The 25,797-nt window shown below is 68.1% G+C and carries 21 protein-coding genes and 1 tRNA gene; 8 read left to right on the forward strand and 14 right to left on the reverse strand.

What is annotated here, in order from left to right:
• Positions 1-35: 35 nt before the first annotated feature.
• Positions 36-2,279, reverse strand: a complete 2,244-nt coding sequence (locus M503_RS0102170) for a TonB-dependent receptor (protein ID WP_028919003.1) — start codon at positions 2,277-2,279, stop codon at positions 36-38.
• Positions 2,280-2,446: 167 nt separating this feature from the next.
• On the opposite strand from M503_RS0102170, the gene M503_RS0102175 reads away from it, so the two are divergent.
• On the forward strand, positions 2,447-3,850 hold the full coding sequence (locus M503_RS0102175; protein WP_028919002.1) for a GntP family permease: 1,404 nt from the start codon (positions 2,447-2,449) through the stop codon (positions 3,848-3,850).
• 79 nt (positions 3,851-3,929) lie between these two features.
• Here the strand turns inward: M503_RS0102175 and M503_RS15480 are convergent, their stop codons facing one another.
• The 7 genes from M503_RS15480 to M503_RS0102215 all read right to left on the reverse strand — a co-directional run bounded on the left by M503_RS15480 (position 3,930) and on the right by M503_RS0102215 (position 11,839).
• The gene (locus tag M503_RS15480; protein WP_051414131.1) at positions 3,930-4,721 is read right to left on the reverse strand and encodes a murein L,D-transpeptidase catalytic domain family protein; all 792 of its coding nucleotides are present in this window, start codon (positions 4,719-4,721) and stop codon (positions 3,930-3,932) included.
• Between the two features lie 62 nt (positions 4,722-4,783).
• Positions 4,784-5,833 carry a L,D-transpeptidase gene (locus tag M503_RS0102185; protein ID WP_028919001.1) on the reverse strand — a complete coding sequence of 350 codons (1,050 nt, stop codon included), beginning with the start codon at positions 5,831-5,833 and terminating at the stop codon, positions 4,784-4,786.
• 156 nt (positions 5,834-5,989) lie between these two features.
• Positions 5,990-7,279 (reverse strand): threonine synthase, encoded by a 1,290-nt coding sequence (gene thrC, locus M503_RS0102190; protein ID WP_028919000.1) that lies wholly within the window; start codon positions 7,277-7,279, stop codon positions 5,990-5,992.
• Positions 7,280-7,314: 35 nt separating this feature from the next.
• Positions 7,315-8,280 (reverse strand): homoserine kinase, encoded by a 966-nt coding sequence (locus tag M503_RS0102195; RefSeq protein ID WP_028918999.1) that lies wholly within the window; start codon positions 8,278-8,280, stop codon positions 7,315-7,317.
• Positions 8,277-10,802, reverse strand: coding sequence for a bifunctional aspartate kinase/homoserine dehydrogenase I (gene thrA / locus M503_RS0102200; RefSeq protein WP_028918998.1), 2,526 nt, complete (start codon positions 10,800-10,802; stop codon positions 8,277-8,279). Before thrA ends, M503_RS0102195 begins: the two co-directional genes overlap by 4 nt.
• Positions 10,803-11,147: 345 nt before the next feature.
• A complete protein-coding gene (locus tag M503_RS0102210) occupies positions 11,148-11,522 on the reverse strand; it encodes a GFA family protein (protein WP_028918997.1) in 375 nt (124 codons plus the stop codon).
• A gap of 240 nt (positions 11,523-11,762) precedes the next feature.
• Positions 11,763-11,839 (reverse strand) — tRNA-Arg (locus tag M503_RS0102215).
• A 40-nt stretch (positions 11,840-11,879) separates the two neighbouring features.
• Between M503_RS0102215 and M503_RS15485 the strand changes: the two genes are divergently transcribed.
• Together M503_RS15485 and M503_RS0102225 are read left to right on the forward strand one after the other, a co-directional pair.
• The gene (locus M503_RS15485) at positions 11,880-13,226 is read left to right on the forward strand and encodes a tyrosine-type recombinase/integrase (RefSeq protein ID WP_081720907.1); all 1,347 of its coding nucleotides are present in this window, start codon (positions 11,880-11,882) and stop codon (positions 13,224-13,226) included.
• A 254-nt stretch (positions 13,227-13,480) separates the two neighbouring features.
• Entirely contained in the window at positions 13,481-14,716 is a 1,236-nt protein-coding gene (locus M503_RS0102225; RefSeq protein WP_028918996.1) for a hypothetical protein, read from the forward strand.
• On the opposite strand, the gene M503_RS17265 is transcribed toward M503_RS0102225, so the two are convergent.
• Positions 14,717-14,989, reverse strand: coding sequence for a hypothetical protein (locus tag M503_RS17265; RefSeq protein ID WP_028918995.1), 273 nt, complete (start codon positions 14,987-14,989; stop codon positions 14,717-14,719). It lies immediately after the preceding gene.
• 326 nt (positions 14,990-15,315) lie between these two features.
• Here M503_RS17265 and M503_RS0102230 point away from each other — a divergent pair, with 326 nt between their 5' ends.
• Positions 15,316-15,810, forward strand: coding sequence for a helix-turn-helix domain-containing protein (locus M503_RS0102230; RefSeq protein WP_028918994.1), 495 nt, complete (start codon positions 15,316-15,318; stop codon positions 15,808-15,810).
• A gap of 111 nt (positions 15,811-15,921) precedes the next feature.
• Here M503_RS0102230 and M503_RS17270 read toward each other — a convergent pair whose 3' ends face one another.
• Positions 15,922-16,131, reverse strand: coding sequence for a hypothetical protein (locus M503_RS17270; RefSeq protein WP_155951943.1), 210 nt, complete (start codon positions 16,129-16,131; stop codon positions 15,922-15,924).
• 79 nt (positions 16,132-16,210) lie between these two features.
• Between M503_RS17270 and M503_RS0102235 the strand changes: the two genes are divergently transcribed.
• Positions 16,211-16,582 (forward strand): hypothetical protein, encoded by a 372-nt coding sequence (locus M503_RS0102235; protein WP_037060193.1) that lies wholly within the window; start codon positions 16,211-16,213, stop codon positions 16,580-16,582.
• Positions 16,583-16,590: 8 nt separating this feature from the next.
• On the opposite strand, the gene M503_RS0102240 is transcribed toward M503_RS0102235, so the two are convergent.
• The 4 genes from M503_RS0102240 to M503_RS15490 form a co-directional block, all read right to left on the reverse strand.
• On the reverse strand, positions 16,591-19,245 hold the full coding sequence (locus tag M503_RS0102240) for a DEAD/DEAH box helicase (RefSeq protein WP_028918992.1): 2,655 nt from the start codon (positions 19,243-19,245) through the stop codon (positions 16,591-16,593).
• Between the two features lie 4 nt (positions 19,246-19,249).
• Entirely contained in the window at positions 19,250-20,782 is a 1,533-nt protein-coding gene (locus M503_RS0102245) for a site-specific DNA-methyltransferase (protein ID WP_037060195.1), read from the reverse strand.
• A gap of 108 nt (positions 20,783-20,890) precedes the next feature.
• Positions 20,891-21,367: a JAB domain-containing protein gene (locus M503_RS0102250; protein WP_028918990.1), complete on the reverse strand. Its 477-nt coding sequence runs from the start codon at positions 21,365-21,367 to the stop codon at positions 20,891-20,893.
• A 240-nt stretch (positions 21,368-21,607) separates the two neighbouring features.
• The gene (locus M503_RS15490) at positions 21,608-22,138 is read right to left on the reverse strand and encodes a hypothetical protein (protein WP_197017164.1); all 531 of its coding nucleotides are present in this window, start codon (positions 22,136-22,138) and stop codon (positions 21,608-21,610) included.
• Positions 22,139-22,563: 425 nt separating this feature from the next.
• Between M503_RS15490 and amaB the strand changes: the two genes are divergently transcribed.
• From amaB to M503_RS0102270, 3 genes are all read left to right on the forward strand, one after another.
• Positions 22,564-24,096 (forward strand): L-piperidine-6-carboxylate dehydrogenase, encoded by a 1,533-nt coding sequence (gene amaB / locus M503_RS0102260; protein WP_028918989.1) that lies wholly within the window; start codon positions 22,564-22,566, stop codon positions 24,094-24,096.
• 127 nt (positions 24,097-24,223) lie between these two features.
• Entirely contained in the window at positions 24,224-24,991 is a 768-nt protein-coding gene (locus M503_RS0102265; protein WP_028918988.1) for a class I SAM-dependent methyltransferase, read from the forward strand.
• 5 nt (positions 24,992-24,996) lie between these two features.
• Positions 24,997-25,737, forward strand: a complete 741-nt coding sequence (locus M503_RS0102270; protein WP_028918987.1) for a metallophosphoesterase family protein — start codon at positions 24,997-24,999, stop codon at positions 25,735-25,737.
• The last annotated feature ends 60 nt before the right edge of the window (positions 25,738-25,797 follow it).

Below are 25,797 nucleotides of genomic sequence, written 5' to 3' on the forward strand. Positions count from 1 at the left end.
CCGCCGCGTCGTTACCTGCCAATGGGCCGGCCCGGTCAGAAGTTGTAGCGGACCGAGACGTACCAGTTGCGCGGCAGGCCGTAGTACGCGGTCTGGATGTTGCCGACCGAGGCGAACTCCTGGCCTTCGATCATGTAGACCTCGTCGGTCAGGTTGCGCACGCCGGCGCGCACCTGCCAGTCCATCGACGGCGAATCCCAGCTGCCGAACGCACCGACCACCGTGTACGCGCCCTGGCTGAGCACGTCGCGGTTGTCGACCGACAGCCAGGTGCGGCTGCGGTAGGAGGCGTCGGCGCCGATGGTCAGCGCGCCGGCGGTGTCCAGGTTGAAGGTGTGCTGCAGCGACAGGCGGGCGGTGTACTCCGGCGAGAACGGCACGTGGTCGTGGTTCACGTTCGGGTCGAAGCCCGGGTACGAAGGATCGAGGCGGAAGTCCTCGAACCGGTCGTAGTCCGCGTCCAGCCAGCCGAACTGCGCGGCGAGGACGGTGCCTTCGCCGAGGATCGCGCTGCCCTCGAACTCGATGCCCTGGATGTTGAGCTCGGCGGCGTTGAGCACCGGGAAGGTGCCGACGTCCTGCGACACGCGGGCCTGGAAGTCCTTGTAGTCGCTCTTGAACGCCGCCACGCTGCCGCGCAGGCGCTTGTCGTCCGAGGTCGCCTTCAGGCCCAGCTCGTAGGTCCAGACGTACTCGGGGTCGAACTTGGCGTGCTCGGTGTCGTACACGGTGTTGGCGCGGCCGTTGAAGCCGCCGGACTTGAAGCCGCGGTTGGCCGACACGTAGCCCATCACGTTGTCGCTGAAGGCCTTCTGCAGGCTCACCGACGGGGTGGTCGCGGTCCAGTCGGCCTTGGCCGAGAACGCGACGGTCTGGTTGAGGCTGGTGAACGGCGCGCCCCAGAAGGTGCTGGTGCTGCGGTCGTATTCCTTGGTGTCCTTGGTCCAGCGCACGCCGGCGGCCAGGGTCCAGGTCGGCGCGAACTCCCAGTTGAGGTGGGCGAAGGCGGCCTTGCTGGTGGTGCTCAGGTCGTCATCGATGGTGCGCAGGAACGGGATGCCGGCGCCGAGCATCGAGAACAGGTCGTCGGCGTAGGCTTCCTGGTACGACGGCACGTTCTCCTTCATGTAGTACGCGCCGAAGGTGGCGTGCAGGTTGCTGCCGTTGTCGTAGTGCAGCTGGAATTCCTGGCTCCGCTGGTCCTGGTCCAGGGCCACCAGCACGTCGCCGAGTTCGTACTCGGAGGCGTCGATGTCGATGAAGGAGTGGGTCTTCAGCTTGCGGAAGGCGCTGATGCTCTTCAGCTGCCACTGCTCGTTGAGGTCCCAGTCCAGCGCCAGCGAGGCGCCGGAGTGCTCCAGCTGCTGGCCCTGGTGGTCGGCGAAGGAGGTCTTGGCGGTGCGGTCCCACTTGCCGGTCTGGCCCGGCTGCAGGACGACCACGCCGGCCGGGGCCAGGCTGGTCTGCAGCAGCGGCGCCATCGGCCGGCCCATGGTCAGGGCGGCGTCCTGCTCGGTGTGGTCGACGGTCAGGGTGGCGCGGAAGTTGTCGGTCGGGGCCAGCGCCAGCTTGAAGCGCAGCGACTCGGTGTCGTCGTCGTTGAAGCGGCGGCCGGTGTCCGGATCCTTGACGTAGCCGTCGTTGGTGATCTTGGCGCCGGCCAGGCTCACCGCGACGGTGTCGCTCAGGCGGCCGGAGGCGTAGAAGCGGCCTTCCAGGCGGCCGTAGTCGCCGGCGGTCACTTCCACCGCGCCGCCTTCGTTGTCGAAGGGGTTCTTGGTGGTCAGCTTGATCGCGCCGCCGGTGGAGTTCTTGCCGTACAGGGTGCCCTGCGGGCCGCGCAGCACTTCGACCTGCTGCACGTCGAACAGCGAGAACAGCGAACCGTTGATGCGCGAGTAGTAGACGTCGTCGACGTACATGCCCACGCCCGGGTCGAAGGTCTGCAGCGCGTCCGGCTGGCCGATGCCGCGGATGAAGACGTTGACGCTGTTGGCCGAACCGCGGCCCTGGACGATGTTCATGTTGGGCACGGCGCCCTGCAGGCCGTCGATGTTGCTCGCCTGCAGGTCCTTCAGCTGTTCCTCGCCGAAGGCGCTGACCGCGACCGGCACGTCCAGGATGGACTCGGCGCGGCGGCGGGCGGTGACGGTGACTTCGTCCAGCGTGGTGGCGGTCGCCTGGGTGCCCTCGGCCTGCGCGGCCTCCTGCGACCAGGCCACCGGCGCGTTGGCGGCCAGCAGGCTGCCGATGACCAGGCTCAGATACGTTTGCTTCATTTCCCCTCCTCCCGGGTGCATAACTAGGGCGGCGGGCACATGCCGCCGATGCTGCGCACCTTAGGGGGCCGGCCGCGGGGCGGGCATCGTCCGTTGGTACAGTGGGCTGCCGATGGGGTGGTACCGATACTGCCGCGACCGCCATGGGAGGCGGGCGGAGTGTATTGATGTCGTTGCTGATCGTGCTGGCTGCGCTGGCGTTCCTGATGGTGGTCGCCTACCGCGGCTACAGCGTGATCCTGTTCGCGCCCGTCGCGGCCATGGGCGCGGTGCTGCTGGCCGATCCTTCGCTGGTCGCGCCGATGTTCACCGGCCTGTTCATGGAGAAGATGGTCGGCTTCCTGAAGCTGTACTTCCCGGTGTTCCTGCTGGGCGCGGTGTTCGGCAAGCTGATCGAGATCTCCGGCTTCTCCAAGGCGATCGTCGCCGCGGCCATCCGCGTGGTCGGGGCCAAGCGGGCGATGCTGTCGATCGTGCTGGTCTGCGCCCTGCTCACCTACGGCGGCGTGTCGCTGTTCGTGGTGGTGTTCGCGGTCTATCCGTTCGCCGCGGAGCTGTTCCGCCAGAACGACATCCCCAAGCGGCTGATCCCCGGCACCATCGCCCTGGGGGCGTTCACCTTCACCATGGACGCGCTGCCGGGCACGCCGCAGATCCAGAACATCATCCCCACCGCGTTCTTCGGCACCACCGCCTGGGCGGCGCCGGTGCTGGGCATCCTCGGCGGCGTGTTCATCCTCGTGCTGGGCATGGTCTACCTGGAGTGGCGCCGCCGCGTGGCCGCGCGCAACGGCGAGGGCTACGCCAGCGGCATCGAGCTGCGCAACGAACCGGAGCCGTTCCGCGGCGACCGCCTGGCCCATCCGCTGGTGGCGATCCTGCCGCTGGTGCTGGTCGGCGTGGCCAACTTCTTCCTCACCCGCTGGATCCCGCAGCTGTACGGCGCCAGCCACGAGTTCCTGCCCTCGGTGGTCGGTACGCCGGCGCCGGTGGTCCAGGACGTGGCCAAGGTCGCGGCGATCTGGGCGGTCCAGGGCGCGCTGCTGGCCGGCATCCTCTGCGTGCTGGCGTTCGCCTGGAAGCCGGTCGTGGCCAGCTTCGCCGAAGGCACGAAGAACGCGGTCGGCGGCGCCCTGCTGGCCTCGATGAACACCGCTTCGGAATACGGCTTCGGCGCGGTCATCGCCGCCTTGCCCGGCTTCCTCGTCGTCGCCCATGCGCTGGGCGCGATCCCCGACCCGCTGGTCAACCAGGCCGTGTCGGTCACCGCGCTGGCCGGCATCACCGGTTCGGCCTCCGGCGGACTGAGCATCGCCCTGGCGGCGATGGGCGACACCTTCATCGCCAACGCCCAGGCCTACGGCATCCCGATGGACGTGCTGCACCGCGTGGCGGCAATGGCTTCCGGCGGCATGGACACCCTGCCCCACAACGGCGCGGTGATCACCCTGCTGGCGGTCACCGGCCTGACCCATCGCCAGTCCTACAAGGACGTGTTCGCGATCACCCTGGTCAAGACCCTGGCGGTGTTCTTCATCATCGGCGTGTTCTACGCGACCGGCTGGGTCTGATTCCCCGACCCGCGGACGTGAAAACGCCGGCCGTGCCTTCGCGGGCACGGCCGGCGTCGTTTCCGCGCCGCGACTGTTGTCAGGAACCGATTTGCGGCCCCGCAGCCTTCGAGTGGGCGGCCACCGACGCCGCGCCACCGCAGTCGCCGCTGAGCAGGCGCGAGCGCTGCAGCCACTCCCTGTCGGGGTAGTAGGCGAACAGGAAGGTGCCATCGCGCAGGGTGTCGATCAGCTTGCGCGCCACCTGCGGGCGTACTGCCGGGCAGCCGAGGCTGCGGCCGAGCCGGCCCTGCAGCTTCGCCGCTGCCGGGTTCACGTAGGGGGCGCCGTGGATGACGATGGCACGCTCGCGGGCGCGGTCGTTGAAGCCGGGCTCCAGGCCGCGCAGGCGCAGCGAATAGCCATTCCCGCCCATGTAGGTCTCCTGCGCGGTGAACGCGCCGAGGCTGGTCATGTAGCTGCCTTCGGCGTTGGAGAACTTCTTCGCCAGGTTCTCGCCGGTGTTGCGGCCGTGCGCGACCCATTCCTCGAACAGCAGCTGGCTGCGGGCCAGGTCGAACACCCACATCCGCGGTTCGGTGGAGGGCCGCGAATAGTCGATCACGCCCAGCCGCCGTGGATCGACGCCCAGCGCCGGGTCGCGCAGCGCGCAGGACATCGCCCGCGCGGCCAGCTTGAGGACTTCGGGACTGGCGGCCGGCGCCACTTCGGCCAGGCGCGCGGCCAGCTCGGCCTCCGGCAGCCGGGCCGCCGACGAGGCGACCGGCTGCAGCGACGGGGCTGGATGGGATGCCGGAACCGCCGGCGCGGCCACGGCCAGCAGCGGGAGCAGGGCCAGCCGGCGGCCGGCGGATATCGGGAACGACTTCATCCGGTGCACTTCAGTGGGGGCGGGCCTGGCACTCCCCTGGCCCATGTTCCCAGCTTGGGGCCTCAGTCGCCGGATTCCAACAGCGGCTGCGGCGCCTGTTCATCGCCGAGCGGGCGGATCGCCGGCAGGTCGGTGACCAGGACCGTGGTGCCGGGCACCAGCACGTCGTAGAGCCTCCGGGCGAATTCCGGCGGCAGCCGCAGAGGCTGGCTGGGGCGCTGCAGCAGGTCATGCGGCTCCGGCGCCGCTGCCGGGGTCGAGGCGGTTCCGTCGCCCGCGGCCGGCGCCCGCACCGGATCGAGTATCGGATACGCGGTCCAGCGATGCGGGGGCCGCGTCGGGTCGAGCCGGCTGGCGCCCTCCTCGCTGCCCTCGCCCATCACGAACAGCGTGGTCCCGCGGAACGCGGTCTCCTCCGACAGCAGCTCCATCGCCGCCTCGCCGATCGGCACGCCATCGCGCAGTACGTAGACGCGCCGGTCGGCCAGGCTCACCACCACGCCGACCTGGCCTGCGGGCGAGGCCGAATCGTCCCAGCTGTAGCCAGGGCCGCCGGCTTCGGGCACCGCCAGCGGCATGCCCTTGGCCGATACCGGCGCCAGCACCGCCGGGTACACCAGGGTGGTCGGCGCGGCGCGCGCGTCGGACACCACCACGGTGTCGCCGTTGCGGGTGATCTCGAACAGCCTGGCTGCGAACGCGTTGGGCAGGCGCACGCAGCCATGCGAGGCCGGATAGCCCGGCAACGCGCCGCCGTGCAGGGCGATGCCGTCCCAGGTCAGCCGCTGCATGTAAGGCATCGGCGCGTTGTTGTAGAGGTTGGAGCGGTGGTCGCGGTTCTTCTGCAGGATGGTGAAGACGCCGGTCGGCGTCTCCTTGCCCGGCTTGCCGGAACTGATCGTCGACACGCCGATGGCGATGCCATTGCGGTAGACGTAGGCGCGCTGCTCGTCGAGGCTGACCACCAGCACCACCGGGCCTGCGGGCGCGATCTCCGGATGCCACAGGTACTCCCCCGGCTTCAGGTCGAGCGGTCCGCGTGGCGCGTCCGCGGCAAGGGCCATGCCGGTGGCGAGTGCCGTGGCCAGCAGCAGGCCGGCCACGCGCCGCATGCGCTGCGGCCAGGACGTGCGTTCGGTTGCAGGCATGGACACCCCGGATGCAGGAACGGCGCGCGCCGGCGGCGCGCAGGCCGGGGCAATGATAGCGGCGCCGCCGCCCGCATCGCCCTGCGTGGAGGCGATGCGGGGATGCGTGGCGGGTGCGGCTCAGCCCAGCAGGTGCGCGCGCAGGGCTTCGTAGTCCGGCGGTACCGGTTCGGCATGGGCCGGCCGCGCCAGCAGGGCCGCCAGCGCTGGCGGCACTTCCACTTCGTGCCCGACCAGCGGCTCGACCACCGATTCGAACTTGGCCGGATGCGCGGTCGCGGCCACCGCCCAGTCGCCTTCCGCGCCGTCGGCGCGCAGGTCCTCGAGCACGTGCACCGCGGTGGCCGTATGCGGGCAGAACACCTCGCCATGCTGCTCCCAGCGCCCGCGGATCGTGTCGCGGATGATCCCGTCGCCCACCGACACCGCAGTGAACGCCTCGCGCAGCGCCGCGTCGTCGCCGCCGTACAGCCAGCGCAGGCGCTCGAAGTTGCTCGGCGCGCCCACGTCCATGGCGTTGGCCAGCGTCGCCACGCTGGCGCGCGGCGCGTAGTCGTAGCCGGCGAAGAACTCCGGCAGCACGCGGTTGGCGTTGGTCGCCAGCACGATCCGGCCGATCGGCAGGCCCTGCACGCGGGCCAGGATCGCCGCCAGCGCGTTGCCGAGGTTGCCGGTGGGGACGACGAAATCGAGCTCGCGCCCGGTGCTGGCGAAGTGCACCAGCGAGGCATGCGCGTAGTAGCTCATCTGCGGCAGCAGCCGGCCCAGGCTGATGCTGTTGGCCGAGCTCAGCGGTACCCGTGCCTGCAGTTCAGCGTCGTTGAGCGCACGCTTGACCAGCGCCTGGCAGTCGTCGAACGAACCGTCCACGCGCAGCGCCGAAACGTTGCCGCCGAAGCAGCCCAGCTGGTGCGCCTGCCGCGGCGACACGCGCCCGTCCGGATACAGCACCACTACGCGCAGCCCCGGCTGGCCGTGGAAGGCGGCCGCCACCGCGGCGCCGGTGTCGCCGGAAGTGGCGACCAGGATGGTCAGCGGCCGGTCCTCGCTGCGGCGGATGCGCGCCAGGCAGGCGGCGAGGAAGCGCGCGCCGATGTCCTTGAACGCCGCGGTCGGGCCGTGGAACAGCTCCAGCACGTGGTCGCCGGGCGTGGCCAGCGGGCGCAGCGGCACCGGGAAGTCGAAGGCCTCGGCGCAGATCGTCGGCAGTTCCTGCGCCAGCGCATCGCCCTCGAAGAAAGGCGCCAGCAGCGTGGCGGTGGTCGCGGCCAGGCTGTCGCCGGGCTGCAGCTGCCGACCGACCGGGAGCTTCGCCGGCACGTACAGGCCGCCGTCGGGCGCCAGTCCGGCGGCGATGGCCTGGCTGAGGCTGGCGGCCGGCGCGCCGTTGCGGGTGGAGATGAAGTCCATGGGATCGGGTTCCGTGTGGGAGATGGCGCAGCCGCTCAGAGCAGCACCGCGCCGGGGCAGTCGACCGGCGAGACCCAGGCCTGGCTGTCGAAGCCGGCCGCGGCGAAGGCGGCCTGCACCAGCGGCGCAGCGGCCGCGGCGCGCTCGCGCGACTCGAACCAGGCGAACACGCTGGGACCGGCGCCGGAGATGCTGGCGCCCATCGCGCCGGCTTCCAGCGCCGCGGCCTTGGCCGCATCGAAGCCGCCGATCAGCGGCGCGCGGCGCGGTTCGACCAGCACGTCGCGCAGGCCGGCGCGCACCAGCGAGGCATCGCCGGCATGGCACCCGGCCAGCACCAGGGCCAGGTTGGCGCTCTGCGCGACGAACTCCTTCAGCTCGTAGCTGCCCGCCAGCGCCTCGCGCGCGCGCCGCGTTTCCAGCACCGCATCCGGATGCACCAGCAGGCTGTGCCATTCCTCCGGTACCGGGATCCGCACCAGCCGGTCGGCGGTGGCCAGCACCAGCCCGCCCAGCAGCATCGGCCCGAGGTTATCGCCGTGGCGTCCGCCGCTGGCCACGGCCTCGCCGGCCAGCGCGAACGGATACAGCGCATGCCGGGTCAGCGGCGTGTCCAGCAGCGCGTTGGCCGCCACGAGCGCGGCCACGCACGAGGCCGCCGAACCGCCCATGCCCGAACCGAGGGCGATGCCCTTGTCGATCTCGATCTCGAAGCCGAACGGCAGCGCCAGCGCCTCGCGCATCGCGACCAGTGCCGCGCCGGCGGTGTTGCGCTCCGCTTCCAGCGGCAGCGGGAACGGCGCGCCGCGGATCGCCGCGATGCGCACTTCCGCTTCGGGGATGCGCCGCGCGGTGACGGTGTCGCCGACCCCGGCCAGCGGATGGCCGAGGATGTCGAAGCCGACCGCGACGTTGCCCACCGAGGCCGGCGAGAACGCCGATGCCTGCCGCGTCGACTGCGTGGCCGCTGCCGTGGGACTGCCTGCCGTCGCCACGCTCACAGGCGCGCCCCCTGCCCGGCCGCGACCCGCAGCACGTCGGCGAACACGCCGGCGGCGGTCACCTCCGGGCCGGCGCCGGGGCCCTGCACGATCAGCGGATTGGCGCAGTAGCGGCGGGTGGTGAGCTGGACGATGTTGTCGGTCAGGCGCAGGTTGGCGAAGGCGTGCCCGGCCGGCAGTTCGACCAGCCCGACGCTGGCGCGGCCGTCGCCGTCCAGGCGCGCCACGTAGCGCAGCACCTTGCCGGCCTCGCGCGCCGCCTGCAGGCGCGCGGCGAAGGCCGCGTCGACCTCCGGCAGACGCGCCATGAAGTCCTCGACGCTGGACTGGCGCAGCGCTTCGGGCACCAGGCTTTCCACCCGTACGTCCTCCAGGCTCAGTTCGCAGCCGGCCTCGCGGGCCAGGATCACCAGTTTGCGCGCCACGTCGGTACCGGACAGGTCGTCGCGCGGGTCGGGTTCGGTATAGCCCAGCGCGCGCGCCTCGGCCACCAGCGCCGAGAACGGCACGCTGCCGTCGTAGCGGTTGAACAGCCAGGCCAGGGTGCCGGAGAGGATGCCCTCGATCGCGGTGACGCTGTCGCCGGTGTCGAGCAGGTCGCGCAGGGTCGAGATCACCGGCAGGCCGGCGCCGACCGTGGCCTCGTAGCGGAAGCGCGCGCCGCTGGCCGCGGCGGCGGCGCGGATCCCGCGGTAGCGCTGCAGCGGGCCGGCGCCGGCCTGCTTGTTCGGGGTGACCACGTGGATGCCGGCGGCCAGCCACTGCGCGTAGCGGTCGGCGACCTCCGGGCTGCCGCTGCAGTCGACGATGACCACGTGCGGCAGGTGCGAATCGAGCAGGTGCGCGGCGAAGCGGTCGAGGTCGACCGGGCCGCTGGCCTGGGCGAAACGCGCGCGCCAGTCTTCCTCGATGCCGCGCGGGTCCAGCAGCATGCGCCCGCGCGAGGCGACCGCGCGCAGGCGCAGGTCCAGGTGGGCGCGTTCGAGCAGGCCCTCGCGCGCGGCCAGCAGCTGGTCCAGCAGCGTGCCGCCGACGTTGCCCGGGCCGATCACGCCGACCGCGAAGGTCTGCGGCGACAGGTAGAAGCCGGCGTGCGCGGCGCGCAGCGCGCGGGTGGCGTGGTCGCTGTCGATCGCCACCGAGATGTTGCGTTCGGACGAGCCCTGGGCGATGGCGCGGATGTTGACCTGGGCGCGGCCCAGCGAGCCGAACAGGCGCGCGGCCACGCCCGGCTGCCCGGCCATGCCGTCGCCGACCGCCGCCAGCACGCTGATGTTCGGCACCAGCTGCACGCGCTGCACCTGCCCGACCGCAAGTTCGTGGGCGAAGGCGTTGACCAGCGCGGCCTGGGCGCGGCCGGCGTCCTCCTGCTTGACCACGCAGCAGATCGAATGCTCCGACGAGCCCTGCGAGATCATCACCACCGAGACCCTGGCGTTGCGCAGTGCGGCGAACACGCGTTCGGCGGTGCCCGGCACGCCGATCAGGCCGGTGCCTTCCAGGTTCACCAGCGACAGGCCGGGGCTCAGGGTCAGGCCCTTCACCGGGCCGGTGAACTCGCGCTCGGCGGTGATGCGGGTGCCGGGATGCTCGGGATGGAAGGTGTTGCGGATGATGATCGGCGTGCCCCGCTCCATCGCCGGGGCCATGGTCTGCGGATGCACGACCTTGGCGCCGAAGTAGGCCAGCTCGCAGGCCTCGTCGTAGCTGAGGCTGTCCAGCTGCACGGCCTCCGGCACCACCCGCGGGTCGGCCGAGAGCACGCCGTCCACGTCGGTCCAGATGTGCAGTTCGTCGGCCTCGAACAGGCGGGCGAAGATCGCGCCGGAATAGTCGCTGCCATTGCGGCCGAGGGTGGTGATGCGCCCCTGCGGATCGCGGGCGACGAAGCCGGTGACCACCACCCGCGGCTGCGGGTTGGCCGCGCGCCAGGCCGCCAGCTTCCGCCCGCTCAGTTCCCAGTCCACGTCCACGCCGAGGTCGCCGTGGCTGACCACCAGCACCTCGCGCGCGTCCAGCACCGCGCAGTCGGCGCCCAGCGCGCGCAGGTGTTCGCCGAGCAGGCGTGCTGAATACACCTCGCCAAGGCCCTGCACCCGCTGCAGCACTTCCTCCGGCAGGCCGCCGATCACCGACAGCGCGGCCAGCACTTGGGCCAGCTCGTCGAAGCGCTGGTCCAGCCATTCCACCGCCGGGCCGGCGAGCTCGCCGAGCAGGGACACGGCCACGCCGCGGTGGCGCGCGCGCAGTTCGTGCCAGCGCTCGCGCCATTCCGGGGTGATCTCGTCGGCGCGGGTGGCGGCCGCGGCGCGGGCCAGTTCGATCAGCGCGTCGGTAACGCCTTTCATCGCCGAGACGACGGTGACCTGCACCGGCTCGTCGCGGGCCAGCAGCAGCTGGGCGACGTGGCGGTAGCGGTCGGCATCGGCGACGGAGGTGCCGCCGAACTTGTGCGCGACGGTGCGCACGGCCAGTGGGTGCGAAGCGGATGCGGGACTTGCGGCTGCGGCAGGGGACGACATCTGAGACCTCGGTTGTGAGGCCCTGCGCGCGTATCCGGTGCGGGTCACCCCGCGCCTGATCCAGGTGCGGGGCCGTGGCTTTCGCGGGTTACACGAACACGACGGACCGCACCGGGCGGGTAATACCGGTGGTGGTAGTAATCGTGGTGCTGCCGGTGGCCGCACGGGCGCGCGCCTGCCGCGGGGGCAGGACGTTGCGGGCGCTGGCGCAGGTCATCGACATGGAGACCAAGAGGACACGATCGCCACGGCCCGTGTCAAGTGCTGCAGCGCCGCATGCGCGCAAAATTTTCCGTTGCGAAAGAAACAGTTAGCGGAACACCTTCGCCCCTGGCCGAAGCCCGCCTAGGACCGGTCCTCTTCGTACTGCTCCGCGCCCGGCACCGGAGCGAGCCAGGGCTCGCGGCGTTTCACCCACAGTTCGTACGAGGGCATGAGTCCCGATGGCGCCTCTTCCAGCGCGCCGAGCTTGATCTCGGCTTCCTGCGCGTCGACGGCGAACACCGGCGAGTTGCACGCCTGGCAGCAGTGTTGCCCGCCGAATACGGCGGTCGCGCCGGCATGTTCGAACCGGTCCACCGGCCAGACGCCGTACCAGGTGAACGCCGAGCCGCTTTCCCTGCGGCAGTTGGCGCAATGGCACAGGCCGACACGCAGCGGCTCGCCTTCGACGGAAAACCGGAGCTGGCCGCAGAGGCAGCGGCCCTCATGGCGCTTCATCGATGCAGCCTCCGTTCCGGAGCGGACGCGGCCGTCGCCGACGGCTTGCCCGCGCGCCGGCGCCGCGGTCGTCGGCGATGCCGGCGGCAAGCGCCACGCATCGCGAAGGATGGCGGCCCCGACACGATTCGAACGTGCGACCTTCCCCTTAGGAGGGGTAAAGGTCTTATCGAAAAGTGCTAGGGCTGTGGTAATTTTTCGATCTATTGGGACAAATTTGGGACAAGACCCGATGGGAGATGGCGACCCCGGCCCGATTCGAACGGGCGACCTACGCCTTAGGAGGGCGTCGCTCTATCCAGCTGAGCTACGGGGCCGTGCTTCCAGCGGGTCCAACCTGACAATGGTACCGGCACAATGACAAAATCTAAACCACAGAGCCGTATCCCAGGTGTTTACTACCGGGACGATGGCGTTCCACGCTGGGAAGTTAGGATTCGCTGGACGAGCAAGGGCAAGAAGCACCACCTGCCGACCGTGCGGTATCCAGTCAACCCGCACGCGAAGCCTGGCGATGTTGACCACATCAAAAGGGCGAAGGCGTACGCCGAGGCATACGCGAAGCGGGAAAGGGATTCGCTCATCCACCACGGCAAGCCCCATGCCATGCTTTCCGAGGCATGGACCTTGCGCGCGCTGCTTGAACGCTACCTCGAAGACCTCGAAAAGGGCCGCATTGAGCACAAGGCCAAGCGAACCGAACGCAGCACGATCCGCATGCTGCTCGGTCAGGGCAAGGGCCACAACGCCGCCGGGTTCCCCGATTTGGTAAACAAGTGGACGCGAGACCTCGAATACGCCGACTTCGTGGGCGACGGCGCACACTCCCTCCAATCGCTGCTCAAAGACCGCGACGGCAACCCAGCCGGAACCGGGTCGTTGAAGCGCGTGCTGGGCGTGGTGCGCGGCGTGTTCGTGCGCGCCGAACGCTCCTGGGGTATCGAGATCAAGAACCCACTCCAAGAGATCAAGGGCCTCTCGGTCAGCGACGCCCGCGAGCGGGTGGTATCCGCTGACGAGTGGACGAAGATCACGAAGGAACTCGAAAACCACGAACAGGGGACCCAGGACGCCATTGCGTTCGCCAGATTCACCGCCGCGCGCCGAGCCGAGGTCGTGAAACTGGACTGGCCCGACATCGACTTCAAGAACAAGACCGCGCGATTGCGCGAGACCAAGAGCCGCACGAACAAGGTGGTGGATCGAGTGATCCCACTGCCTGCCGCAGCCCTGGCCATCATTGTCCGTCGCGCCCAGCCAGCGGACGGCAAGCGTCCACTGACTGCGGAGCAGTTGGCCGGGCTGTCCCTCGCCGGCCCGGTCTTCACCACGGACAAGAACAAGCGTCTGCGCGCCGACACGATGACGCAGGCATGGACGCGCGCATGCGCGCGAGCAGGCGTCGAGGGTGCCCGTCTCCACGACCTGCGCCATACCCGTATCACCGAACTGGGACGGTTCCTGACGGCAGCGGAAGCGGCGCGCGTGTCCGGCCATACGGACCTGGCGACCTTCTTCCGCTACTTCAACCCGGACCCGGTGGAGACCGGAAGGAAGATCGACGCGATGGAGCGCGGCCACCAGGGCAACGCCGACGCCATCCGCAAGGCTGCGGATGACCTGGCCGCGCTGTCCAACGATGACTTTGCCGCCGCCATCGTTGCCGCAATCGCGACCCGTTCGCGAAACGCCGCCGGGAAGTAGATCGGCCCCTTGCTTCGCGGGCGACTCCACGCACAGTAGGAGTGGCCCAGCACATTGTCGGCACTGGCCGACAATGTGCCCTCTCGCAGTCCTGTTGCGTCAGCGGCAGGGCGTAGAGAGGCCGCCCGGCACCGTTGCCGCGTCCAGCGGCGACGGGGAAAGCGAGGAGCGACCGGGCGACGGCCAGCGCGCCAGCGATGGCCGAGGGACACAGGCGGGAGCCTGTGGCCTGCTCTTGATCGGCAGGGGGACGGATGAACCGCGACAGCACGCCAGCCACCGACCCACAGTCCGCCGATCCCGGCGCGGCGCTGCCGGTGGGCCTGCGGTCGCGATACGCCGACCGGCTGGCCGAAGCCCACCGACTCGCCCAGGCCGAGGGGCTGCGCCTGCGCCAGCCTGCCGGGGTGGCGATGGATCGCGTCGTGCGCGCCGCGCTGGACGAGGCCGCCGCCAGCGGGGCCAATCCCAGCGAGGCCAGCCGAGTCGCGTACAGGCGCGACCACGCCCGCCTGTGGGCGGCAGGCACGACACCAATGGAAGCGGCGAGCACCCGGGCGCATTTCGACCGGCTGCGGTCGGCCTGCCGCTGGGTGGAGGCCGAGGAAATCAGGCGGCTGCGCACCTTGGCCGAGGCCGCCAGGAAGGCCAAGGACACAGAACGCATGCGCGAGTTCACCCGGCAAGCGTTCGAGCGTGCCGTGGTGTTCCGCGCCCTGTATCTGGCCGCCGACCGTCCCACCTGGGCGGACAAGGCGGCGGCGCTGCGTGCCGCCGGGCAACGCCCGATCAGCCGGAGCAAGCGCCAGGCGGGGCGACACGCGCCGACGCCGGACCAGTTGCTGGTCGCGCTGGCTCGCCAGCCCGGGCGTTGCGCCCGCGTCGAACTGTTCGCCTGTGTGTTCGCCGTGTTCGGCATTCGGCCAGCAGAACTTGTTCGCGGCATCGTCCTGGAATCCACTGCGACGGGTCTGCGCGTGGCCGTAGCGGGCGCGAAGGTCGACGCAACGCGCGGTCAGCCCATGCGCGTGCTGGAAGTGGATACCACGCGTCGCGGCCAGTCCGCGCTGGCCGTGGCACTGCTCCGCGCGCATGTGGAAGAAACCGGCGGCGACCTGTCGGCGTCGGCAGCGGATGTTGTCGCAGTGCGCCGCGCCATGGGCAAGGTCCAGTCGGGGCTGTCGCCGTATGCCTATCGGCATGCCTGCGCGAGTGAAGCGAAAGCCACGCAGGGCCGCGCGGGTGTCGCCGCCTGGCTCGGCCACGCGAACGACAGGACGCAGCAGGTGTACGGCTCTGCGCGCAGCAGTAGCGGTGCGGTGGCTGTCAAGGCCGCCGCCGCGTCGCGCCCGGTACGGCAGTCGAAGACCCTGCCGCCGACGGCGGCGGAGCGGTTCGCGAAGATCGCGGCACGCTTGGCCGCGCGTAGTCCCGCCCCGGAACCGAAGACGGCACCCGTGCCGCGACGGGTGCCGCGCCCTCGGAGGTAATTAGCGTAGGCGACGCTTACCGCGTGGCTTCGGGGCTGTCTTGGACCTGGGGCGCAAGCCGATGAAGGCGTCCTCCTCGCCGCCGTCTTTCCACCATGACTCTCCCTCTTCCTGTCCGCGCTCGAACTCCTTGACGTTCACGCGCGTGCGGTATCCGGGGGGCGGTATAAACACATCGCCGTCGGCTGCTGGTTTCGGCTGGGCCAGTGATTTCTCCATTTCCTTCAATAACGCTCGCAGCAGCGCCTGTGTGGTCTTGCTCTCGTCGGTCATTGGAATGCGTTGCTTTGGGGTTATTCACTGATAACCGATCACGCCTGCGGCGCAAGTGCGGAACTCTAACCGCGAACCGGAGACGATGTGTGCGGTGGATCGGCTGCCCGCGCTCGCTGCGCCGGCGAAGCGGTGTTTATTCCTCGCAGGAATACTTTGCGGACTGCGAAGAAATAAATATCCCAGAACAGACAAAGGCTTACGGGCCGAGCGGCTTTTCCTGTCTCTCCATCTCTAATCTAAATCTCTCCATACCCAGATCAGCTCCATTGGACGGCGTTGGAATATCCGTTATCGGTTGTCCACCTCCACCTCCCCCCAATGCCATGCCCCTAGATACCGCTATTTCCGAGATCCGCGACGCCATCCAAACCGTACAAGAACGAGACGAACTCCCCGGCGAGATCAACGTTTACGTGTCCAAGAAGCGCAAGAAGATCGACCCCATCAGCCCCTTTGCGCTGTGTTTCACTGGCTCGCTGTCCACGATCATCCTGGACAAGAAGCTGTCGCCCACCGCGATTGCGCTGCTGCTCCTGCTGCTGGACCTGGCGAAGTTCGGGAACCTCGTTTCCGTCAACCAGAAAGGGCTGGCCGCGCGGCTGAAAGTCAAACAGCCTGCCGTCTCGAAGGCGCTGGCGAAACTGATCAACGCGGCCATCATCATCGAACTGCCGGAAGGGCAGTTCTTCAACCCTCAACTCGTCACGCGTCAGGGGTTGGATGTCGTTGCGCGAAATCATCCCGCTGCCGTTGCCGCCGGCATAGAAGCCTTGCGCAGTATCGGCATGAAGCCGAACTGGCACCCGCACGGCTCATGAGGCGGATACATTGTATCCGCAGTCTGAAAATCGCAGTAAAAACATATTTTATTTTCTTGATGGCGTGCGCCGCCCGTTAGAAAATAGCCAAGCCAAACAACGAAGGACAACCTAATGGAAACAACGACACACCATAAACTCGATGAAATCGCGCAACGCATTGCCGTCGCCCTCACCGACAAGCGCGGGGTGCCGACGCAGGTTCATCACCTCCACCACGCCAGCGCGTCCAGCCTCTGTCTGGGCAAGTTTGGAGCGAACATGCTGATAGAGGCCAGTTCGCCTGCTGAACTCCTTGCTCGGTGCGAGGGTTTTCTTCAAGGCTTGCTCCATCCAGAAACTCCCCCTGCCGCAACCACGCGCTGAAATGACCCGCAACCATTGCAACGGAGAGCAACATATGACTAAGAAAGCAGAACTTGAAAATATGGCCGCAAATATCGGTCGAGCGCTCGGCACGAGCGTCTACTACTGGAAGGAGAGTGGCGTTCACTCGTTCTATCCAGGCCTGCCGCATAGCGGCGCACGACAGAGCAAACTGATCGGCGAGGCCACCGCTTCGAAACTCTACGAGGCTGGCGCAAACTTCCTCGCAGGGATCTACAAGGGCAGGGCCTGCTTCGATCAGGAGCGCGAGCAGCACGCAGCGGACAGGCAAGCCTGGGCGGACGAGAAAGCAGAAATCCTGAACAGGATGGCTCTGCTGGAAGAGTCCATCAACCGGTTGAAGCGGCAAGTGGGCCACGCCGCCGCTACCGTTCCGCGCCTTTGACCGGCGCGTTATCGCTTGGCTGCGATCGCGTGCGCGATCTGCTGATCGATGTCGCGCCCTTCGTCGTCCTTGTCGCGCGGCATGAGGTAGATACCGTTCGGGTACTTGCGCGCCCACAGTTCGCCCACGGCGCGCTTGGCGACATTCTTCGGGTCGTCGTAGCGGTCGGCCCCCTTGTACTCGATGACGAAAATGCGGCCATCCTTCAACTTCGCGATGAAATCGGGATAGGTGGAGCCGGTTGCTGTCGGGAACCGGAACTGCGACGGATGGGCCAGGTTGCGTACCCATACCTCAACGTCGGGGTTACGCTCGATGGCGAGCGCGCAGCGGTATTCCTCGGCCAGTTCGCCATCCTTGCGGCGATATGGCAGGTCGCCTGGTACTTCGTAGTAGTGCTTCGGCCACTCCATCGGTGCCGGACACGGCGAGCGCATGGGATAGGCGAGGGTCGAGAACTTGAACACCACGGCGGGGTCGACCACCACCTCTTCCAGATCGAATAGGCGGCGGTGCGCCTGGTTGCCGCGCTTGGCCTTCGCGTCGTCCAGCAGGGCCAGCAGTCGGCGCGCGATGATGAACCGCCCGCGCACCAGTTGGCCCAGGCTGTACCCCTTGCGCTTCAACGGGGCGAGCGCCTGCGCGATCCACTCGATCATGGTCTCGTGTCGCACGTCGTTCTGGACGACCTTGCCTTCCAGCCACACCAGCAGGTCGGCTTCCTCCCAGTCGCCGGTCAGGCCGGACAGATACTCGGCCTGCGGCTCCTGGACCATGTTCATCTTGACGGCCTTCTCGCCGATGTCGATTTCCCAGGTCTGCGTGCGCGTGTCGAAGGTGAGCGTGTCCAGCGTGCCTGCTGTATCTGCCGGGTTCCAGAATCCGTCTTCCACCAGCAGGTCGTTCTCGACCGGCACCACGCGGTCGCCGAACTTGATCGACAACTGTGGCACCTCGAACTTCACGCCCTTCTGCGCGGGCGTCTCGCGCAACTTGGCGCGAGTGTTGTGCTGTTCCAGCGAGGTGCGCACCTGGTCCTTCACCTTGCCAGTAAACACCTTGGCGATGGCTTCGACGCTCTCCGGCTGGATCGCGCCCTTGACCTCCACCTCGAACTTGCCTTCTTCCTCGGCGGGCTTGATCGTGATGTTGCGCAGGTCGCCCGCCGGCACGTTGGCCAGGTCCGGCTTCTTCGTTGCCGTGAACCGCAGTGTCTCGACCTTCAACGCGGGGTGTTCGCCATCACCGGGAATCAGGGGCTGTTGCGTCGGCAGGTTCTGCGCGGCTTCCAGGCGCGAGAACCCCATGCCTTCCAGGTGGTCAGTGAACTCGACCGCTTTCGCGCCGAAGTAGGGCGACACGACGTGCGCGTATGCCTTGTTCAGGGCCGCCTGGCCGCGCGCGCGGGCGTTGGGCATGCGCAGCACGCGGCCCAGCAACTGCTCAATGGCGGTCGCGGATTTCGTGCCGGATACCGAGCACAGCACATAGGCGAACGAACAGTCCCAGCCTTCTTTCAGCGCCTCCATCGTGATGATGACGCGCACTGGGCAGTCCTCCGCGAACAGGTCGATCCCGTCCAGTTCGCGCTGGCCGCCGGTTGCAATCTTCACCCAGTCCTTGTCGATTCGCTCGCCGTCCTCACTGGTCAGGTGTTCGTAGATGGTTTCGACCGTGGCCTCGCCGCCCTTATGTTCAGCCTGGATCAGCAGGATCGGGCGGATGTAGTCTGGTTCCTTCTTCGCGATCTCTTCCAGTTCCTGCCGCCGCAGCAGCGCATGGCGCAGGGCCACGTCCCAGCCGTCCAGGTGTTCTTCCAGCAGCACCGGCAACTTGATCATTTCTTCCGCGAACAACTGCGAGGCCGACACGCGCACCAGCACATTGCTGGTGCTCATGTCTGGCGTGGCGGTCAGTTCGATGATGGCGCTGGGGGCCAGACGCTCGTACACGACGCCGGACAGGTCACTGGTCGCGTTGTGCGCCTCGTCGGTAATCACCAGCGGACGGTGGAGCCGCAGCAGGTTGGCGAACGAGAAACGCGGCCCCTTGCCGTCCTCTGTCTGTTCCAGGTCCGGGAGCGGTGCGTCCTTCGGCAGCGCGATGAAATGCGGTTCCAGCGCTTCCTTGTGCGCGTAGAAATCGCGAATGTCGATATCGTGGACGCGCGCCGCCGCCATCGTGGCGACGACGATACAGGTGCGCGTGGCCAGTTCCTGCGGCGTCAGTTGCTCAATGTCGTCGCTGTCCAGCACCGAGACCTGGCCGCCGAATGCGGCATCGAGTTCGAGGCGGTACGGGTGGCGGCGATTCTTGAACGCGTCCAGGGTCTGCTGCTTGATCGTGCGGCTGGGGACCAGCCACACCACAAGCGGGCGGTCGCGTTCCAGCCAGTTGTCCGCCGCGCAGCGGATGAAGTGTGCGCCCATCAGGGTCTTGCCGCCGCCGGTGGGAATGCGGATCGCCACATAGGGCACGTTGCGCAGGCTGGGCAGTTCCTGGCCGTCCTTGTCGCGCAGATTGCGGTACTCGGGCACCAGCATGGTCTTGGCGTCCGGGTGCGCGTGTGCGGCGAACGCCTCGGCAATGCCGTCCGTGCGCGCGGCGCGCAGGAAGGCGGCCAGCCGCGCGAGGGATTCTTCCTGGTAGTTCTTCAAGTCCATGCCGTCACCTCGCGCGAATGTCGTTGGGGGTCTTCTTGAACTTGATCCCCAGCGACCGCAGGCGGTCGTTGGTCATGTTCGTGCCTTCCCCGTAGATCACCTTCGGGCCGTCATGCTCCGGCAGGCCAGCCAGCACCTTCATGGTCAGCATGTTGCCGCCTGCCAACGTCTTGTCGCCCAGGATTCCGTTGTAGAGCAGGTAGTACGCCGTGCCATTGTGGACGCCCAGGAGTGGCGACTTCATGGCGCGCGTGCTGCGAGCGGTGCCGGTCTCTACGAACCAGATATGCGCAGCCAAGTGTTCGAACTTGATTTCGGGATTGATCCGGCCCTGGTCGTCGAACACCTTGGGGCCGAGTTGGTAGAAGCGGAAACCGCCGCCGCCTTGCCAGCCGACTGTCTTGGACACGCCGCCTTGTTCGCCGTCGATGACTTTCACCAAGCGTGGCTGGCAATGCGTTCGCGCATGGTCGCCCATTTCGATACCGATCCACCGCCGACCCATCTTGTGCGAAACCGCCGCCGTTGTTCCAGATCCAAGGTAACTATCCAGAACAAGGTCGCCGGGATTCGTCGCGATCTGTAGAACCCTTGAAATCAGTTTCTCTGGCTTCGGTGTAATAAACCCGCTGTCGCCAAATAGCGCGAGAACCTCGCGCTTAGCGTCTTGATTTCCACCCACTTCTTTGTAGGTCCACCACGATCTCGCGATGACGCCTTGCTTCGCGTCTTTTAGGTATACCTTCTTCGTAGGCATTGCGTCGCCATCTTTACCAAAGTAGATACGCCCCGCCTCACGCTCTTCTTGAAACCTCTCCTCAGGAAGGACCCAATGCCTACCCGCGGATGGCCGCACTTCACGTCCAGACGGAAGCACTACTTTATAGCGATACTTTTCTCTCTTCGCCCCATCCTCCGTGCGAACATCAAGCGGATAAGTCCTCCAAGGACCATCTGGATCATTGTCCGTGTTGGTGAATCGACCTTTCTGCTCGTCGCTCCGAGGAACCAGGTTCCAGCCAGATTCAAGCCACTTTGCGCTCTTCGAATAAACCAAAATGTGATCGTGATCGGAGCTAATGGCCCGGCCGTTGCTCTTTGGCGTGTAGACCTTTTCCCATACCACGTTGGCTATAAAGTTGGAGCGTCCAAATACCTCATCACACATGACTTTGAAGTAGTGCGCTTCGTTGTCATCCAGCGTGATCCAGATCGATCCGTCCTCGGCCAGCAATTCGCGCAACAGCACCATGCGCGGGTACATCATCGACAGCCATTGCGCATGTTCCACGTTGTCGTCGTAGTGCTCGAATGCGCTTTTCGTGTTGTACGGCGGGTCTATGAAAATACATTTCACCTGCCCGGCGTAGTACGGCAGCAGCGCCTTCAAGGCTTCCAGGTTGTCCCCCTGGATCAGCATGTTCGGCGCGTCTTCGTCGCCGTAGGACAGAGATTGGATTGGTTGGAGCAAGCGATATGGCGTCTTCGCCGTCGCTTTCAGGTCGTCACTGCGGTTGTGCCATTCCAGCCAAGGCATTCGGTATCCCCAGGGCGAAGGGCGGGCGCAAACTACGCCCGCAGAACATTCAAGTGGCGCAAGTCTGCTGCTGCGCCGTCGCACCCGATGATACCCGGCGGGGGTGGGTTAGACCCACCCCCGAGCGGCAAGGCTGACGCAGGTTTCACCGACCACGATGTGGTCCAGCACCCGGATTTCTACGAGTTTGAGGGCTTGGGCGAGTGCCGCTGTAATGCTGCGATCCGCCGCAGACGGTTCCGGGTTCCCGCTCGGGTGGTTGTGCGCCAGGATCACGGCGGCGGCGTTGTACGCCAGGGCGGCCTTGACGATCTCGCGCGGATGGACCTCGGCGCCGTCCACGGTGCCGCGAGCCATCGGATCCACCGCGATGATCCGGTGGCGGGTGTCGAGGTACATGACGTGGAACTCTTCGTGTTCCAGCGCGGCCAGCCGCATGCGGAAGAACTCGCTGGCTTGCGTCGGGTCGGTGATGGCGCCCAGCCGTTCCAGCCGGCGGCGCAGGATGGCTTCGGCCTGGACCAGGATGGCGCTGTCGTCAGCCTGATACTCGGCGCGGGTGTCTTGTGCTTCGCGTTGACGCATGGGTGTTCTCCCCGGCAGCACCATGCCGCCGTGGGCCACCCCGACGCCGAGCGACCAGCGCCCGGCGCACCCGCAGGGGCGCAACATCGTGGAGCAGCGAATGCTTGCGCCGGACGCAGCGCGGCGTCTCCTGGCCCACATCGGGCGGATGGAGTTGCCGGGGAGGGCGCTACCAAACGCAACAGGGCCGCGCCGAGTATCAGGTCGACGACAAAGCGGGCGGTCATGGACCGCCGAGAATCAGAGCCCGCCGCCCTCCGGGGGTGCATCCGGAATCACACGACCGCCAGCGTTCGCCAAGTCCGTGAGCCGTGCCCGGCGCTCGCGCGCCCGTTCCAGGGCACGCACCTGATTGCCTTCGTCGCGCATGGCCTGTGCCTGCTCGCCGAGTTCGCGCGCCTCGTCCACGAACCCCAGCGCCCGGAAGACCTGCGACCAGAACAGCGCCTCGTGGATGAAGCCCAGGCGCGGGCCGATCTCGGACCTGCGCCGTCCTGTCTTCGATGGTGCGACGACGCTTCCGCCGGCAGGCAGCACGGGCGTGGCGACCGGCGTGGGGTCGATGACTTCCGCTAGGTCCTCGAGGGGCAATTGCCAGGTGCCGTCGATCTTGCGCGCGCCGGGGTAGCGCCCGTTCGCCATCCTCTCGCGAACCCGTTGGACCGTGCCTCGCGTGTTCTTGCCGCGCAGGACCAGTGCGACTTCCTCGGCCCGTAGCGCATAGCGCCCGGGGTAGATTTCCCGCAGTTCTTTCAGCGCAATCGCACTCATTGATCGGGACAAATCTGGGACAAGAAAGTGGTGTGCGGGGGTGTTTGGTGGTGTCTGGCCCGTTCTTCAATCGGCTTGAAAATAGGCCTATCCACTTGTTTTTTCTTGACTTTCCGAGGTTGAGCGGGAGACGATTACCCTTAGGAGGGGGACGCTCTATCCAGCTGAGCTACGGGGCCAACGCGCCGGATTGCCGCACGCTGCCTGCGCGCGGCCAATGCCGCCCCGCCGGGATACGCGGGCGGAACCCTTGCGGCGCCTGCATCCGGCCTGCACGCGCGTGGCCGTTTCCGCCTCCCTGCCCGGCCCCGCTGTTGCAGCCCAGCGGGCCTGGGACGGCGCCGATTGCTAGAATCCATTCACGCATCCGGCGCCCCGCGGCGAACACCACCGCGGGGCGCCCGTTTCCACCTTCAGGAGATTCCATGTCCGCTTCGCTGCTCCAGGCCCTGGGCCTCGGCTCCACCAACTCCGGCACCTACCTCGGCGACGGCCGCTGGTCCGATGCCACGGGCGCCGGCGTGCTGCGCCCGGCCAACCCGACCACCGGCGAGGTGATCGCCGAAGTCCAGGCCACCACCGAAGCCGACTACGAGGCGGTCATCGCCCGCGCCCAGGAGGCCTTCAAGACCTGGCGCACCACCCCGGCGCCGCGCCGCGGCGAGGCCATCCGCCTGTGCGGCGAGGCCCTGCGCAGGCACAAGGACGCGCTTGGCTCGCTGGTCGCGCTGGAGATGGGCAAGAGCAAGGCCGAGGGCGACGGCGAAGTGCAGGAGATGATCGACATCGCCGACTTCGCCGTGGGCCAGAGCCGCATGCTCTACGGCTACACCATGCACTCGGAGCGCCCCGGCCACCGCATGTACGAGCAGTACCACCCGCTGGGCCTGGTCGGCATCATCTCGGCCTTCAACTTCCCGGTCGCGGTGTGGAGCTGGAACTCGTTCCTGGCCGCCATCTGCGGCGACGTCTGCATCTGGAAGCCGTCGAACAAGACCCCGCTGACCGCGATCGCCTCGATGAAGATCTGCAACGAGGCGCTGAAGGCCGGCGGCTTCCCGGACATCTTCTTCCTCGTCAACGACGCCGGCACCGCGCTGTCGGAGAAGCTGGTCGAGGACACCCGCGTCCCGCTGATCAGCTTCACCGGTTCGACCCAGGTCGGCCGCATCGTCAACGAGAAGGTCGCCCGCCGCCTGGGCCGTTGCCTGCTGGAGCTGGGCGGCAACAACGCCATCATCCTGGACGAGAGCGCGGACCTGAAGCTGGCCGTCCCGGGCATCGTTTTCGGCGCCGTCGGCACCGCCGGCCAGCGCTGCACCACCACCCGCCGCCTGATCGTGCACGAATCCATCTACGACACCGTGCTGGAGACCCTGGTCAAGGCCTACAAGCAGGTCGAGGGCAAGATCGGCGACCCGCTGGATACGGTCAACCTGATGGGTCCGCTCAACAGTGCCGAGGCCGTGCAGCAGTTCCTGGCCTCGGTCGAGAAGGCCAAGGCCTCCGGCGGCACCGTGGTCACCGGCGGCGAGAAGCTGGACCGCCCCGGCCACTTCGTCCTGCCGACCATCATCACCGGCCTGAAGAACAGCGACGAGGTCGTGCAGCACGAGACCTTCGCCCCGATCCTGTACGTGATGAAGTACAGCACCCTGGACGAGGCCATCGACATGCAGAACGGCGTGCCGCAGGGCCTGTCGTCGGCGATCTTCACCCAGAACCTGAAGGCCGCGGAGAAGTTCCTGTCCGCCGCCGGCAGCGACTGCGGCATCGCCAACGTCAACATCGGCACCTCCGGCGCGGAGATCGGCGGCGCCTTCGGCGGCGAGAAGGACACCGGCGGCGGCCGCGAGTCCGGCTCGGATGCGTGGAAGGTCTACATGCGCCGCCAGACCAACACCATCAACTATTCCGATTCGCTGCCGCTGGCACAGGGCATCAAGTTCGACCTTTGACACCTCCGGACGGGGCCGCGATGCGGCCCCGTCCTGCATCGGGGCGCCGCCGGCGTGGCGGTGGCTTGGCGGCCGCCGCGCCGCGGGCGATGATCGAGGCGCTGCCGCCCCACGAGCGAGGCCACCGATGAGCGACCTCTCCCCTACCTCGCGCTTCACCGATCGCGTCGCCGATTACGTCCGCTACCGGCCCGACTATCCCCCGGCCCTGCTGCGCTGGCTGCACAAGGTGCAGGGCGTGGCGCCGTCGTGGACCGTCGCCGACATCGGCGCCGGCACCGGCATTTCCTCGAAGATGTTCCTCGGCGCCGGCCACCCGGTGGTCGCGGTCGAACCCAATGCCGCCATGCGCCAGGCCGCGCAGGAATGGCTCGGCACCGATCCGCGCTTCCGCGCGGCCGATGGCAGCGCCGAGGCCACCGGCCTGCCTGACGCCAGCGTCGACCTGGTCAGCGCCGCCCAGGCCTTCCACTGGTTCGACCAGCAGGCGGTGAAGCCGGAATGGCGGCGGATCCTGCGCCCGGACGGGCTGGTCGCGGTGTACTGGAACACGCGCCGGCTCACCGGCACGCCGTTCCTCGAAGGCTACGAACAGCTGCTGCTGGACTTCGGCACCGACTACAGCAGCGTGGCCGAACGCTACGGCGACGACGCGCACATGCGCCGCTGGTTCGGCGCCGGCCTGCGCGGCGTGGCCAGCTTCCCGCATGCACAGCGGCTGGACTTCGACAGCCTCAAGGGCCGCCTGCTGTCCTCCTCCTACGCCCCGCGCGAAGGGCATCCGCGCCACGCGCCGATGCTGGAGGCGCTGCGCCGGCTGTTCGACGCCACCCAGGTCGATGGCACCGTCGACTTCGCCTACGACACCCGCGTCTTCGCCGGCGTGCCGGAGTAGACCCGATGCGCCTGGCCGCGATCTCCGACATCCACGGCAACCTGCCGGCGCTGGAGGCGGTGCTGGCCGACATCGCCCGCCGCGGCTGCGACCTCGTGGTGAACCTGGGCGACATCGTCTCCGGCCCGCTGTGGCCGCGCGAGACCCTCGAGCGCCTGCTGCCGCTGCAACTGCCGACCATCGCCGGCAACCACGAGCGCCAGCTGCTCGGCGAGCCGGCGACGCTGGGGCCGTCCGACGCGCACGCGCGCCAGGCCCTGTCGCCGGCGCAGCTCGAATGGATCGCCGCCCTGCCACCGCTGCTGCGCATCGAGGACGTGCTGCTTTGCCATGGCACGCCAGGCAGCGACCTCGAATACCTGCTGGAAGACCTGGACGGGCCGACCATCCGGCCCAGCGCTAGCACCGACGTGGCGATGCGGCTGCGTCACCCGCAGGCCGACGGCGCCGGCCTGGTGCTGTGCGGCCACTCGCACACCCCGCGCCTGCTGCACTTGGACGACGGACGCCTCGTCTGCAACCCCGGCAGCGTCGGCCTGCCGGCCTTCGCCACCCACTACCCGGTCCCGCACCAGGTCGGCACCGGCACGGCGCACGCGCGCTACGCGCTGCTGGAACGACGCGAGGCCCGCTGGGAAGGCCAGCTGCTGGCCGTGCCCTACGACCATGCCGCGGCGGCCACCCGCGCCGCCAGCCTGGGTCGCCCGGACTGGGACTTCGCCCTGCGCCACGGGCGGATGCCGTGATCTGCAGCACGCCCGCGCGGCGGCCATGGGCGACCCGGCCCGTCTTTCTGGAATAATCTG

Source organism: Pseudoxanthomonas suwonensis J47 (assembly GCF_000513955.1).
Classification (GTDB): domain Bacteria; phylum Pseudomonadota; class Gammaproteobacteria; order Xanthomonadales; family Xanthomonadaceae; genus Pseudoxanthomonas; species Pseudoxanthomonas suwonensis_C.